Genomic DNA, 13,304 nt, shown 5'->3' with positions numbered 1-13,304 from the left:
GTCCATGAGCGCGCAGTCCCACGAGACGGGCCAGCCGCCTCCCGCACGCGCCGCGCAAGGCCCCGTGGTCCCCGACCACCGGTGGGCCGGGCTGTTCGTCCTCGCCACGGCGCTGTCGATGATCGTGCTCGACGGGACGATCGTGGGCGTCGCGCTCCCCACGATCATCGAGGACCTGCACCTGGACCTCAACGACGCACAGTGGGTCAACGCGTCCTACTCGGTCGTGTTCGCGGCGCTCCTGCTCACCGCGGGCCGCCTGGGCGACCGCCTGGGGCGGCGGAACATGCTGCTCGGGGGCATCGTGGTCTTCCTCGCCGGGAGCCTCCTCGCGTCGCAGGCCGACGACGCCGGGACCCTGATCGTCGCGCGCCTCGTCCAGGGCGTCGGCGGGGCGTTCGTCCTGCCCGCGACGCTGTCGACCGTCAACGCGACGTTCCGCGGCAAGGACCGGGCGGTCGCGTTCGGCATCTGGGGAGCCGTGATCTCGGGCATGGCCGCGGTCGGGCCGCTCCTGGGCGGGTGGCTCACGACGTCGTTCACGTGGCCGTGGATCTTCCTCGTGAACCTCCCGATCGGGGTAGCGGTCGTCGTCGGCGCGCTGCTCGTCGTCCCCGAGACCCGGGCGCACATCACCGTGCCAGGTCTCGACGTCGTCGGGCTGCTCCTGAGCGCGCTCGGGTTCGGGGCGGTCGTGTTCGCGCTCATCGAGGGGCAGTCGCTCGGCTGGTGGGTGCCGAAGGCCGAGCTGAAGGTCTTCGGTGCCGTGTGGGGGACCGACGCGCCCGTCTCGCCCGTCCCGGTCGTCGGCGCGGCCGGCGTGCTGCTCCTGGTGCTGTTCGCCCTGTGGGAACGGCACCGGGCGCAGGTCGCACGATCGGCCCTGCTCGACCTCACGCTCTTCCGCGTCGCGACGTTCCGCTGGGGGAACCTCACCGCGATGCTCGTCGCGATCGGCGAGTTCGGCCTCATCTTCGTGCTCCCGCTGTACCTGCAGAACATCCTGGGCCTCTCGAGCCTGGGCGCGGGGGTGGTCCTCGCGACCATGGCCGCGGGCGCGTTCTTCTCGGGGGCGATGGCCCGGCACCTCGCGGCCGCGATCGGGTCGCCGCGCACGATCGTCCTGGGGCTGGTCCTGGAGGTCGTGGGCGTGCTCGCGGTCGCGCTCGTCGTGACCCCGACCGTGTCGTCGTGGCTCATCGCGGTCCTGCTCGTGGTCTACGGCCTGGGTCTCGGGCTCGCGTCCGCGCAGCTCACGGGCACGACGCTCGTCGACGTCCCCGAGGAGGAGTCCGGCCAGGCGTCCGCGACCCAGTCCACGTCACGCCAGCTCGGCTCGGCGCTCGGCACGGCGTTCATCGGGGCGGCCCTCGCGATCGGCCTCACGACCGCGGTCCCGCCCGCGCTCGACGGGGTCGACGGCGTCTCGCCCGCCGTCGCGTCGCAGGTCGCCGACGCGACGGCCCAGTCGGCGGGCGGCACGATCCCGCAGCTGCGCGCGCAGGGCACCCGGAGCCAGTTCGGCGAGACGACGCCCGACGTCGTCGACGCGCTCTCCGACGGGTTCAGCGACGCGACGCGCATCTCCCTGTACGTCGCGGGAGGCTTCCTGCTCCTGGGCCTGCTGTGCTCGACGAGGGTCGTCGCGGCGTCCCGACGCGAGGGAGTGGACCAGGGCGACCGGTCACGCGCCGAGGGCGACGCACTGGACCGCTGAGGGTGACGTGCTGGGCCGCCGGGGGTGACGTGCTGGGCCGCCGAGGGTGACCGACCCGGAGCCCGAGGGTGACGCGCTGGGCCGCCGAGGGTGACGTGCAGGACCGCCGAGGGTGACACCCGAGACCGTCGGCGGTGACGGGCGTGAACCTGTCGAGAAAAGCCCTGGCGGCCCGGCGGACGGCAGGCGTAACGTCGCCAGTACATCGAAAGGAGGTGGTCCACGAAGTGAAGATTCTTCGGACACATGAGGTGGTTGCACGCTAGTCGTGCCATCGAGCAACGGACCTTGCGAGGATCCCGCAGCCGACAGGTGACCGTCACGTCACCCACGACCAGCGAGAACCATGCAGCCACCGGAGCCCGCGGGAGTCGCGCCCTTGTCCAGCGCGACGGGTGGAGGAATCCACCAGCCCGCGGGCTTCTTCACGTCCTGGTGGCAGGCGGCACCTCCGTCCGGGCGGAGAGGTGTCTCGTCAGATCGAGGTACGTGACCGGCCGCCGACGTCAAGACTCCGCCTACCGGACTGCGAGCCGTCGACCTGCGCGAGCTGCCAGGCAATGACCGCTACGGCAGTCCTACAAGTCACCCCCGGCGGACGTATACGTCACCCTCGACGGGCCCGCACGTCACCCCCGGCGGGTGGGGACGTCACCCTCGACGGGTGTGCACGTTACCCTCGGCAGGTCGCGACGTCACCGTCGGCGGGCGGGGGCGTCAGCCTCGGCGGGTGGTGGCCGTCAGAACGGCTTGCGGGCCACCACGAGGAACCGCGGGGCCTCGTCCACGAAGTCGTTGCCCGCCGCGAAGTGCATGTGCAGGGCACGCAACGGCGCCTCGTAGCGCCCGATCGCCTCGGGCGACAGGCTCGCGATCTCCGGGACCTGCCACGCGATGACCTTGAGGTACCAGAGCAGAGAGCTCAGGTCGTGGAAGTGCCGCGTGCCGACGTGCTCACGCGCCACGTCGATCACGAAGCCGGCCTCGGCCAGGTCCGCGACCGCTCCCTCGAGCGTCACGTCGTCCGGGTCCCAGGGGAGCTGTGCGCCGAGCGCGGTGTTGACGCGGATGCCGTCCCGGGAGTCGACCTGCTGCGTGATGAACACGCCTCCCGGTTCCAGGACGCGCAGGACCTCGGACGGCTCGAACTCCTCGTGGCGGTCCAGCACCACAGCGAACCGGCCGTCGAGGAACGGCAGCATGAGTCCCTCACCCTTGCTGCTCCCCACCTGCCGGACGTCCACGCCCAGGGGTTCGAGGCGCCGTCGGGCCACGGGGACGTTCGGGGGCCAGCCCTCCGTCGCGGCCGATCCCTCCGGCAAGGGCGCGAGCGAGCCGAAGGCCTCGCCGCCACCGGTGCCGAGGTCCAGCACCGCGCCCCGGCCGCTGCCCACGAGCTCTCGCGCGAGCACCAGGTAGTCCCAGGGCGGGGCGTCCTCGATGCAGCGGTCGTCGATCGGGGATAGGTCGAAGCCCACGACCGGTGTCGTCCGCGCCCACTCGACGTGCGCCTCGAACGGGGCGGCGCGGTCGGGGACGGGCAGGGCTCCGGCTTCAGACATGCGTCGATTGTCCCCCGGCAGAGCGTGCTCGGTCGAAACGGCACGCCCGCCCCCACGACGACGACCTCCACCGGACCAGGGGGAACCGTGCCGGGCGTCCAGGGCCGACGTGCCCTTCGCACAGGATGCGACAAAGCGGTAGTTTCGTGCGCCGGCACCGCACCGCCCCACCTGACGACAAGGACATCCTCTGAGCCCCGCACCGCACCCCCTCAGCGACCGCGCGACCCGCAAGGTCCGTGCCGTCGCCGACCAGCACCGGAGCACGCTCGGCGAGCTCCGGCACGTCGAGTCCTGCACGCTGTCCGCGCGCGCCGTCGGGACGGTCGCCGGGATCTTCGCGGTGGTCGTCGCCGTGATGGTCTTCAACGGGAGCGTGCTCCAGGTCGCGGCGTTCGCCCTCGCGATGGGCCTGGTCCTGGCGGTGGTCCTGCGCTTCGTCGCGAGCGAGAAGCTGCTCGTCCTCGAGCGTGGCCTCGTCGTGGGCTCGTTCGGGCCGTTCATGGCGCCGTACGCCGTGCCGTACGCGGACGTCGTCGCGCCGAGCGTCTCGGCGATCGTCGGGACCCAGCGTCCGGTGACGCTGCTCAAGGCCGACCAGGGGGCGTCCGCGACCAACCGGACGGCCTTGTGGTCGCTGCGGTCCGTGACGTTCGTCGGGCCGACGGCGGAGGCCGCCCGCGCGTTCACGCGCACCGGGACGTGGCAGCCCCAGCCCGAGAAGCAGGACCTGTGGGTGTTCTCGGTGCGTGGCGCGCGGCGTCAGGAGATCCTGGTGCACGAGCTCGCCGCGGCGCTGCACCGGTCCGGCCAGCCGGGTGCCGAGCTCGTGCTGCCGCACGCCTTGCCGGCGCGGCGGCTGCGCGCGAGCGTGGCCGACGCCGACCACCTGCGCCTGCCCGAGCGGCTGCGCTCGACGAGCGTCCAGGTCGGCGCCCCGGTCGGCTGAGCCGCCCGGGCCGGTCCCCTGACGGTCGGACCCGCTCGCCCGCTCAGCCCAGGGCCGCGGCGACCTCGGCCAGCAGGGGTGGGACGGCGCCGTCGGGCCCGCTCGCCGCGTCGCGCAGCGCCGCGACCTGCAGGACCATCCACGGGCTGAACGCCCACGGCGTCGCGTCGACCGCGCGCGCCAGCGCGCCCGGTGCGGCCCACTCGAGCTCGGCGACCTCGTCCGGGTTGGCCGTCACGTCGCTCGCGGCGCGCGCGACGTACACGGGGCAGATCTCGTTCTCGACCACGCCCGACGCGTCCACGGCCCGGTACCTGAACCCCGGCACGGCGACCTCGAGACCCTCGATCCGCAGGCCCAGCTCGTGCGCGGCGTGCCGCGTGATGGACTCCTCGGTCGTCTCGGTCCAGCGCGGGTGGCCGCAGAACGAGTTGGTCCACACTCCCGGCCACGTGCGCTTCGACAGGGCGCGACGCGTCACGAGAAGGCGGCCTGCGCCGTCGAGCACGTAGCAGGAGAACGCGAGGTGCAGCGGCGTCTCCGTGGTGTGGACGTCGCTGCGCGCGAAGGTCCCGGTCCGGTTCCCGTCGGTGTCGACGGTGACGACGTGGTCGGCGGCGACGGGCACGTGCACGTCGGTCATGGCTCCTCCAGGGTCCTGCGGTGCTGTCGGGGGGTGCACCGGTCGCACGACCGACGCGAGCAGCACGGGCGCGGACGCGCCCGGGGCATCCGGCCCACTGTCACACACCGGGGGAGAGGAAGGAAGTCCGTCCGGCAGGTGTCCCTCCGGGCCCGACGGCGCAGGGTCGCCCTGCGCCGTCGGGTCACCGGTCAGACGAACCCGAAGACCGGCGGGAACGCCACGACCACGACCGCCGCCCACACGGCGTACACCGGCAGGAACTGCGTCTGCCAGCGCCCGAGGGCGGCGAACGGGCGCCGTCCCCGCAGGAACCCGATGAGCAGGAGGGCGGACCCCACGAGGTGCACGAGCAGCAGGAGGTTGAGCCCCAGGGCCGCGACCTTGTTCGGGCTGAACCCGAACTCGGCGATGCGGGTCAGCATCGCGGTGAGCGCGACCGCGTCGACCGCGAACGCCGCGACGACCAGGGCGAGCAGGAGCGCGTCGAACAGGTGGGGCGGCGAGAGCGGGTCGCGGGCCGAGACCGAGTAGAGCAGCAGGCACAGGACGAGGACCAGGATCGCGTCCATGAGGATGAGGAGGCCGCGGTCGGTGTCGATCAGGGAGCCGGCGGTTGCCAGGACCACGAAGAGGACCAGCAGCATGACGATCGTCAGCGGCGTGAACACGCGGGTCAGGACGGGGGCGATGTTCTCCACGACGTCCTGCTTGGCCTCGACGAGCCAGGCCGCGACGACGAGCGCCCCGGGCACGGCGAAGGGCAGGACCCATCCCTCGAAGAACGGCTCGGGATCGATCCCCACGAGGTTCAGGGTCCCGAACGTGAGGCCGAGCAGGACGCCGCCACCGAGGGCGAGGAGCGTGAAGTAGATCGCGAGCTCGCCCGTGAACCGGGCGAAGTCCATGCGGCCGCTGTCCGAGCGCCACCGCCCGCCCACGTACGCGATCCCCACGAGCGCCCACAGGACGACGGGGGTGTGCAGGGCGGCGAGGAGCAGGGTCGCGCCGTCGGCCTCGAACGGGTAGACGTTGAGCACGACCGCGAGCACCGCGAACGGGACCAGGAGCATCGCGCCCACGCCCCACGTGAGGCGGCGCTTCCAGGCGAAGTAGCCCGCGAGGAACGGGAAGACCAGCAGGCTGACGTTGCGCATCAGGACCGTCTCGTCGCCGACGAGCTCGGACGCGACCTTGACCGCGACACCGGCGCCGACCGCGAGAGCGAGGACGACGGCGAGCTCGCGCCAGGAGCGCCCGTCCCGACCCGTGGTGCCGGCGTCCGGGACGAGGACGAGCTGCTTCCACAGCCGGTCCGAGTGCTCGCGGGCGAACTCGCGCGAGACCTCGTCGAGGTTGCCCATGCGCTTGACCGCCACGAGGAAGGCCTCGTCGTCGTCGAGGCCCGTCGCGGTCAGGTCGGCTACCTGCTCGCGCAGGTGGTCCTCCATCTCGTCGACGTCGGCCGTGGAGATCGCCTGGCGGCGCTGGACGTAGCTGCGCCACTGGTCGATCTGGGCCTCGAGCTCCGGGGTGCCGGCCATCATGCCCACCCCTCGGCCACGGCGCGGGGGGACTGGACGTCGCCCATGTCCTTCCACACCTGCTGGAGCGCGCCGGCGACGACCTGCCACTGCGCGCGGCGCTCGGCGAGGGCCTCGTGGCCCGCGGGTGTCAGGGCGTAGTGCTTGCGCCGCCGCCCGACGTCGGACACTCCCCACGACGCCTCGACGAGCCCGAGCCGTTCCAGCCGGTGGAGGAGCGGGTAGAGCATGCCGTCAGTCCACTGCATGTGACCGCCCGAGAGCTCGTTGACGCGTCGGACGATCGCGTAGCCGTAGGACTCCCCGTCCGCGAGGATGCCGAGGACGAGCGGCGTGGCCGAGGCGGCGACGAGGTCCTTGTCGATGTGCATGGTGCTCCAATACCTAGGACTGCTAGGGGTAACTAACCTAGCAGATCTAGGTATGGAGAGGAGGTGCGGCCGACGACCTGAGTTCTCGCCGTCGCGGGGTGCCACCTTCGCGTGACCATCGCCCTGATCGACACGCTTCACCGCGTCCGCAGACGGTTCGACGACGTCGCGCGTGCCACACCCGGGGGCGGCCGGATCTCCGCGGCAACCCCGTCGAACAACCGCCATCACAAGGGAGGGGCGCGCGGCACGACACCGGAGCCACGCGTCGCTCGACGCCCTCACCGAGGCGATTCGCGTCCTGGGGCACGACCGAGAACGGTGGCCGTGGGGTGAGCGGGCACGGCCACCACCGGAGAACGACGAAGGCCCCGGATCTGAGATCCGGGGCCTTTCGTACGTCACGTGCGCGAGGGGGGACTTGAACCCCCACGCCCTTTCGGACACTAGCACCTGAAGCTAGCGCGTCTGCCATTCCGCCACTCGCGCGTGCCGCAGAAGATTATCACGAGTGCCGACCCAGACCTGCATCGGTCGTCGGGCCACGCTCGGGAGGTCTTCCGCAGGCGCTGCACCGGAGCCGGAGCCCGGTGCTGCACCAGAGAGAACAGTACCCCGCCCCGAGGGTCGTCTCACGCCCGGGGCACCCGATCTCCTCCTGATCTCCTCGTCCACTTCAGTGGATCACCGGCTCGGCGAGGCCCCGGGTCGTTACGATCTAGGTAGTCTGCCCGGGGACCGTGTACCCGGTCGAAGCAACGTCGATGAGGGAGGAGGTGGCATGGGAGTCCTGGATCGTTTCGAGAAGGGCGTCGAACGCGTCGTCAACAACGCCTTCAAGGTCGGGCGCAGCGAGGTCAAGCCCGTCGAGCTGGCGAGTGCTCTGCGTCGTGAGGTCGACGACCGGGCCGCGGTCGTGGACCGCGACCGGACGGTCGTGCCCAACCAGTTCACCATCGAGCTGTCGCCGGACGACTACGCGCAGGTCGAGGGCTGGGGGGCCGAGTCGCTCGCCGACGAGCTCGCCGCCAACGTGACGGAGCACGCCGCGTCGCAGCACTACGCGTTCGTCGGCCCCGTGAGCGTGTCGTTCGAGCAGGAGGACTCCCTGGACACGGGGCGGTTCCAGCTGCGGTCGGCGAGCGTGCGGGGGAACGTCGCGCCTGCGACGACCTCGGCCCCCAGTGCTCGGCACCCCTTGGTCGACATCGACGGGCAGCGGTACCTGCTCACGGGCCCCGTCACGGTCATCGGGCGTGGTTCCGAGGCCGACATCGTGGTCGACGACCCGGGCGTCTCCCGCCGCCACCTCGAGATCCGGGTCACGCCGGACGGTGTGATCGCGACGGACCTCGGCTCGACCAACGGTCTTTTCGTCGAGGGCCACCAGGTCCCGGCCGCTACCCTGCTCGACGGGAACAGCCTGACCATCGGGCGGACCCGCATCATGTTCTGGACGGGTGCGCCCGACAACGAGGATTGGTGATCCCCTCCGCATGACCGAGCTGACGTTCACCCTGCTGCGGCTGGGATTCCTGGTCCTCCTGTGGGTGTTCGTGTTCGCCGCGATCGGTGTGCTGCGACGCGACCTGTACGGCACCAAGATCACGGCGCGCAAGGGCCGGGGTACCCAGGAGTCGCACCCGGCCACGGGTGCCACCCCGTCCCGTGGTTCCGCGCCGTCGCGCGGCGCTGCTCCGTCGGCTCCCACGCCTGCGGCACCGGCGCCGACCGGTCCGACGCGGCTCGTCGTGACCGCCGGCCCGCTGCGCGGCACCACCGTCCCGCTCTCGGCCTCGTCGATCCTGCTGGGACGGGCTCCCAGCTGCACGCTCGTCCTCGACGACGACTACTCGTCGTCCCGGCACGCCCGGATCTTCCCCCAGGGTGGGGCCTGGTACGTGGAGGACCTCGGCTCGACGAACGGCACGTACATCAACGACCGACGCATCACCGGTATCGAGGCCCTGCCTCTGGGTGTGGGCGTGCGGGTCGGTCAGAGCATCGTCGAGCTGCAGCGGTAGCGCCCGGGATGAACATCGCGCTGAAGTACGCCGCCATCTCGGACGTGGGCCTGGTCCGGTCGAACAACCAGGACTCGGGCTACGCGGGTCCGCACCTCGTCGTCGTGGCCGACGGGATGGGTGGGCACGCCGGGGGCGACGTCGCGTCGTCCCTCGCGGTCGCGGCCCTCGCCCCGCTCGACGGCGAGTCGCACGGCCCCGACGAGGCTCTCGCCCTCCTGGAGTCGTCGATCGACAACGCCCGCCTCGACCTGGTCGAGCGCAGCGAGCAGACGCCCGAGCTCGCCGGCATGGGCACGACCGTCACGGCCCTCCTGCGCAGCGGCAACATGCTCGCGATGGCGCACCTCGGTGACTCGCGTGCCTACCTGCTGCGCGACGGTGTCCTGAACCAGGTCACGACCGACCACACCTTCGTCCAGCACCTCGTCGACACGGGCCGCATCACCCCGGAGGAGGCCGAGTACCACCCGCAGCGCAACGTCGTGATGCGGGTCCTCGGCGACTTCGACGTCGACCTGACTCCCGACATGTCGGTCCGCGAGGCCCGCCCGGGCGACCGCTGGATGCTCTGCTCGGACGGCCTCTCGGGCTTCGTGAGCCTCGAGACGCTCGAGCAGACCTTGATCTCGGTCGAGGACACCGACGAGAGCGCCGAGCGTCTCCTGCACCTCGCGCTGCGCGCGGGGAGCACGGACAACGTGACGGTCGTCGTCATCGACGTCGTCGACCTGGACACCCTTCCCGACGGCGCGGGCCCCTCGACGGCGCCGATCGTCGTCGGCTCCGCGGCGATCGACCGTGACCGCCCGACGGCCGCCCAGGACGGGCCGGCCGCGCGCGCGGCCTCGCTCGTCGCCACGGCGAGCGCCGCCCAGCAGCAGGCCACCACCGACGAGGAGCCCTCCGACCCCTCCGCGGGGCCCGCCGACGGCACGGAGGGCACCGCAGCACCGGCCGGCGACGACTCGGACGTGCGGCCCGCCAAGCGCACGAGGCGTTGGATCGCCCCGGTGGTGACCGTCGTGGTCCTGGCCGCGATCGGGGCTGGTGCTCTGCTCGCGTACCGCTGGACCCAGGACCAGTACTACGTGGGGGTCGCCGACGGGCAGGTCGCGGTGTTCCGTGGCGTCCCGACGAGCGCGGGGCCCCTCACGCTGTCGACCCCGGTCGTCCTCACGGGGGACAAGGTCGACGACCTGCCGCCGTACGTCGTGGACCGCCTCCACGAGACGATCAGCGCCACGTCGCTCGACGACGCGCGCGAACGCGCGACCCGTCTCGTCGCCGACGCCCAGACCGACACGGAGACCGAAGCGGGAACGGACCAGGCGACCGACCCGGTCACGCTGCCGGTCGACCCGGCGGCACCGGTGGACCCCGCCGTCCCGCCCGCCGACACCACGGGCACCCCGGTGGCGCCCTGATGGCCACGATCGAGCCGCACGCCGTGGCCTCCGCCAAGCGCCCGTCGCGACGGGCCGAGGCGGGCCTGCTCGTGCTCGCCCTGGCACTCGGTATCGGCGCCTACGCCTCGGTCGGCTTCGGGCTGACGGACGAGCTCCCGGACAACTTCGCCCTCTACAGCCTCGCGCTGGTCGCGCTGGCCGTGGTCGGGCACGTGGTCCTGCGGCTCAAGGCCCCCTACGCCGACCAGGTCATCCTGCCCGTCGCGATCGCCCTCAACGGGATCGGTCTGGCGATGATCAGCCGCATCGACATCGGCGGCAAGATCGTCGGCAGCACCCAGGACCTCGCCTCGAAGCAGCTCATGTGGACCGTGCTCGGCGTCGTCGCGGCGTGCGCCGTCGTCTGGCTGCTCAAGGACCACCGGACCCTGCGCAAGTACTCGTACACGGCGATGATCGTCGGCCTGGTGCTCGTCGTGATGCCCCTGCTCCCCGTGATCGGGCGGAACATCAACGGCGCCCGCATCTGGGTCAACATCGCGGGCATGTCGCTCCAGCCGGCCGAGTTCGCGAAGATCGCGTTCGCGATCTTCTTCGCGGGCTACCTCGTGACGAACCGGGACACGCTCGCGCTCGCCGGCCCCAAGGTCCTCGGTCTCCAGCTCCCGCGCCTGCGCGACCTCGGCCCGCTCGTGATCGTGTGGGCCGCCTCGCTCGCAGTCCTGATCTTCGAGCGCGACCTGGGCACCTCGCTCCTGTTCTTCGGGCTCTTCGTCGCCATGCTGTACATCGCGACCGAGCGCTTCAGCTGGGTCGCGATCGGCCTGAGCATGTTCGCGGTGGGCGCCGTCGTCGCGGCGTCGGCGTTCCCCCACGTCCAGGCGCGCGTCGACGTGTGGCTCCACCCCCTCGCCCCGGAGATCTACGGGCGCGACCCGGGCGGTTCGGGTCAGCTCGTGGGCGGCATGTTCGGGCTCGCGAACGGCGGCCTGACCGGCACGGGCTGGGGCCAGGGCTACCCGCGCCTCGTGCCGTACGCCTACTCGGACTTCATCTACACGTCTCTCGGCGAGGAGCTCGGGCTCGCGGGCCTGCTCGCGATCCTCGTGATGTACCTCGTGCTCGTCGAGCGCGGCCTGCGGACCGCGATCGGCGTGCGTGACGGGTTCGGCAAGCTCCTCGCGGGCGGCCTCGCGTTCGTCATGGCGTGGCAGCTCTTCGTCGTGATCGGCGGGATCACGCGCATCATCCCGCTCACCGGCCTGACCATGCCGTTCGTCGCGCAGGGCGGTTCGTCGCTGCTCGCGAACTGGCTCGTGGTCGGCCTGCTGCTCCGGATCTCCGACAACGCCCGCCGACCGTCGTCCCTGCCGGTGCGCGGGCAGGTCGCCCCGTCGCAGGCGGCGACCGGTCCGGGGTCGGGCCCCCAGCCCGTCGCGGTGGGCGCGGGCTCCCAGGAGGCCGTCGAGGCGGGTGAGGCGAGCGCCGCCGTCGGGCCTTCGCGTGGTGCGCCCTCCCAGGACCTGCCCACGCAGGTCGTGCGCACCGACCGCCCTGACGGCGGCGACCCGATGACCGGGGCGACCGAGATCATCGACGACCCCGAGCGGAAGAACCTGTGAACGTCCCCCTGCGCCGCGTGGCGACCGTCGTGCTCGTCATGTTCCTGGCGCTCATGGTCTCGACCACCTACATCCAGTTCGTCCAGGCGGACTCGCTCAACGCCGACCCGCGCAACAAGCGCCAGGTGTACCGCGAGTACGGCAACTTCCGCGGGCCCATCGTCGTCGCGGGGGAGTCGGTCGCGCTCTCGACGCCGGTCGACGACCCGTACGGCTACCAGCGCTCCTACACCAACGGGCCCGTGTTCGGGCACGTCACCGGTTTCTTCTCGATCGTCAACGGCACGTCCGCGATCGAGCGCAGCGAGAACGCGTTCCTCAACGGCCAGGCGAGCACGCTGTGGATCGACCGGCTCCAGGGCATGATCACCGGCCAGAAGCCCCAGGGCGCGTCCGTCGAGCTCACGATCGACCCCGCGGCCCAGCAGGCCGCGTACGACGCGCTGGGCGAGCAGCGCGGTGCGGTCGTCGCGATCGAGCCGTCGACCGGGAAGATCCTCGCGATGGTCTCCAAGCCGTCCTACGACCCGAACGTCCTCGCGAACCACGACACCAAGGCGGCGAGCGAGGCCTACACGTCCTTGATCAACGCCGACGGCGACCCGCTCGTCAACCGCGCCATCGCGGGCAACACCTACCCGCCCGGCTCGACGTTCAAGGTCGTGACCTCGGCGGCCGCGCTCGAGTCCGGGCAGTACACGCCGGACACCGTGATCCCCGCCCCGGACGAGTACCAGTACCCGAACTCCACGCGGACGCTCCTGAACTTCGGCGGGACCCGCTGCTCGCCGACGGGCGAGCAGACGCTCGCGGACGCCCTGCGGATCTCGTGCAACACGGCGTTCGCGGACCTCGGCGTCACGCTCGGCGACGACGCGATGCGGGACCAGGCCGAGGCCTTCGGGTTCGACACGGACCTTTCCGTCCCCATGACGGTCACGCCGAGCCGTTTCCCGTCCGCGGAGGTCACCGACGACGCTGCGGAGCTCGCGCGCGCCTCGATCGGCCAGGGCGAGGTCAAGGTCACGCCCCTGCAGATGGCCATGGTCTCGGCCGCGATCGCCAACGGCGGCAAGCAGATGACTCCCTACACCGTGCAGACGGTCCGGGGCGCGGACCTCGACGTGGTCGAGCAGACCGAGCCCTCGGTCCTGCGGACCTCGGTCTCCCCGACGGTCTCCCAGCAGCTCACGTCGATGATGGTCGGGGTCGTGGACAACGGCTCGGGCAAGCCCGCTCGCATCCCCGGCGTCCAGGTCGCCGGCAAGACCGGCACGGCCGAGAACGACCCGAACAAGGCCCCGCACGCGTGGTTCACGGGCTTCGCCCCCGCCGAGGCCCCGCAGGTCGCGGTCGCGGTGATCGTGGAGAACGGCGGCGACCGCGGCAACGAGGCGACCGGCGGTGCCGTGGCCGCCCCCATCGCGAAGGCAGTGATGGAGGCGGTGTTGAACAAGTGAGGC

At 71.9% G+C, this 13,304-nt stretch carries 11 protein-coding genes and 1 tRNA gene; 7 read left to right on the top strand and 5 right to left on the bottom strand.

The features are described from left to right. Positions 1-4: 4 nt before the first annotated feature. Positions 5-1,717, top strand: coding sequence for an MFS transporter (locus ACFVQ3_RS03415; protein ID WP_387635060.1), 1,713 nt, complete (start codon positions 5-7; stop codon positions 1,715-1,717). A gap of 740 nt (positions 1,718-2,457) precedes the next feature. Here the strand turns inward: ACFVQ3_RS03415 and ACFVQ3_RS03410 are convergent. Beyond that, positions 2,458-3,279, bottom strand: coding sequence for a class I SAM-dependent methyltransferase (locus tag ACFVQ3_RS03410; RefSeq protein WP_387635058.1), 822 nt, complete (start codon positions 3,277-3,279; stop codon positions 2,458-2,460). Positions 3,280-3,622: 343 nt separating this feature from the next. Between ACFVQ3_RS03410 and ACFVQ3_RS03405 the strand changes: the two genes are divergently transcribed. Further along, on the top strand, positions 3,623-4,228 hold the full coding sequence (locus ACFVQ3_RS03405; protein ID WP_387635055.1) for a hypothetical protein: 606 nt from the start codon (positions 3,623-3,625) through the stop codon (positions 4,226-4,228). Positions 4,229-4,271: 43 nt separating this feature from the next. Here ACFVQ3_RS03405 and idi read toward each other — a convergent pair whose 3' ends face one another. From idi to ACFVQ3_RS03385, 4 genes are all read right to left on the bottom strand, one after another. Further along, positions 4,272-4,871: an isopentenyl-diphosphate Delta-isomerase gene (gene idi, locus ACFVQ3_RS03400; protein ID WP_387635053.1), complete on the bottom strand. Its 600-nt coding sequence runs from the start codon at positions 4,869-4,871 to the stop codon at positions 4,272-4,274. Between the two features lie 191 nt (positions 4,872-5,062). Beyond that, positions 5,063-6,418 carry a permease prefix domain 1-containing protein gene (locus ACFVQ3_RS03395; protein WP_387635050.1) on the bottom strand — a complete coding sequence of 452 codons (1,356 nt, stop codon included), beginning with the start codon at positions 6,416-6,418 and terminating at the stop codon, positions 5,063-5,065. Beyond that, entirely contained in the window at positions 6,415-6,786 is a 372-nt protein-coding gene (locus ACFVQ3_RS03390; protein ID WP_387635048.1) for a PadR family transcriptional regulator, read from the bottom strand. The genes ACFVQ3_RS03395 and ACFVQ3_RS03390 overlap by 4 nt, the downstream gene beginning before the upstream one ends. A gap of 406 nt (positions 6,787-7,192) precedes the next feature. Next, positions 7,193-7,275, bottom strand: a tRNA-Leu gene (locus tag ACFVQ3_RS03385). Between the two features lie 292 nt (positions 7,276-7,567). On the opposite strand from ACFVQ3_RS03385, the gene ACFVQ3_RS03380 reads away from it, so the two are divergent. Genes ACFVQ3_RS03380 through ACFVQ3_RS03360 form a run of 5 tightly spaced genes read left to right on the top strand, consistent with a single transcriptional unit; the run spans position 7,568 to position 13,301 of the window. Continuing rightward, on the top strand, positions 7,568-8,272 hold the full coding sequence (locus ACFVQ3_RS03380; RefSeq protein ID WP_387635046.1) for an FhaA domain-containing protein: 705 nt from the start codon (positions 7,568-7,570) through the stop codon (positions 8,270-8,272). A gap of 10 nt (positions 8,273-8,282) precedes the next feature. Beyond that, the gene (locus ACFVQ3_RS03375) at positions 8,283-8,810 is read left to right on the top strand and encodes an FHA domain-containing protein (protein ID WP_387635043.1); all 528 of its coding nucleotides are present in this window, start codon (positions 8,283-8,285) and stop codon (positions 8,808-8,810) included. Between the two features lie 8 nt (positions 8,811-8,818). Beyond that, positions 8,819-10,237 carry a PP2C family protein-serine/threonine phosphatase gene (locus ACFVQ3_RS03370; RefSeq protein WP_387635040.1) on the top strand — a complete coding sequence of 473 codons (1,419 nt, stop codon included), beginning with the start codon at positions 8,819-8,821 and terminating at the stop codon, positions 10,235-10,237. Continuing rightward, positions 10,237-11,841 (top strand): FtsW/RodA/SpoVE family cell cycle protein, encoded by a 1,605-nt coding sequence (locus ACFVQ3_RS03365; protein WP_387635038.1) that lies wholly within the window; start codon positions 10,237-10,239, stop codon positions 11,839-11,841. The genes ACFVQ3_RS03370 and ACFVQ3_RS03365 overlap by 1 nt, the downstream gene beginning before the upstream one ends. Continuing rightward, positions 11,838-13,301: a peptidoglycan D,D-transpeptidase FtsI family protein gene (locus ACFVQ3_RS03360; protein WP_387635035.1), complete on the top strand. Its 1,464-nt coding sequence runs from the start codon at positions 11,838-11,840 to the stop codon at positions 13,299-13,301. Before ACFVQ3_RS03365 ends, ACFVQ3_RS03360 begins: the two co-directional genes overlap by 4 nt. Positions 13,302-13,304: the final 3 nt, after the last annotated feature.

It is taken from the genome of Oerskovia sp. NPDC057915, from assembly GCF_042887685.1.
Taxonomy (GTDB): domain Bacteria; phylum Actinomycetota; class Actinomycetes; order Actinomycetales; family Cellulomonadaceae; genus Oerskovia.
The sequence above is the reverse complement of the archived record's forward strand: the minus strand, read 5'-3'. Positions and strand labels throughout refer to the sequence as shown.

Bases quoted from the DNA above. Each gene is read 5' to 3' on its own strand.
- ACFVQ3_RS03395 (WP_387635050.1), bottom strand. From the start codon at position 6,418: ATGATGGCCGGCACCCCGGAGCTCGAGGCCCAGATCGACCAGTGGCGC.
- ACFVQ3_RS03365 (WP_387635038.1), top strand. From the start codon at position 10,237: ATGGCCACGATCGAGCCGCACGCCGTGGCCTCCGCCAAGCGCCCGTCG.
- ACFVQ3_RS03370 (WP_387635040.1), top strand. From the start codon at position 8,819: ATGAACATCGCGCTGAAGTACGCCGCCATCTCGGACGTGGGCCTGGTC.
- ACFVQ3_RS03390 (WP_387635048.1), bottom strand. From the start codon at position 6,786: ATGCACATCGACAAGGACCTCGTCGCCGCCTCGGCCACGCCGCTCGTC.
- ACFVQ3_RS03415 (WP_387635060.1), top strand. From the start codon at position 5: ATGAGCGCGCAGTCCCACGAGACGGGCCAGCCGCCTCCCGCACGCGCC.
- ACFVQ3_RS03380 (WP_387635046.1), top strand. From the start codon at position 7,568: ATGGGAGTCCTGGATCGTTTCGAGAAGGGCGTCGAACGCGTCGTCAAC.
- ACFVQ3_RS03410 (WP_387635058.1), bottom strand. From the start codon at position 3,279: ATGTCTGAAGCCGGAGCCCTGCCCGTCCCCGACCGCGCCGCCCCGTTC.
- idi (WP_387635053.1), bottom strand. From the start codon at position 4,871: ATGACCGACGTGCACGTGCCCGTCGCCGCCGACCACGTCGTCACCGTC.
- ACFVQ3_RS03375 (WP_387635043.1), top strand. From the start codon at position 8,283: ATGACCGAGCTGACGTTCACCCTGCTGCGGCTGGGATTCCTGGTCCTC.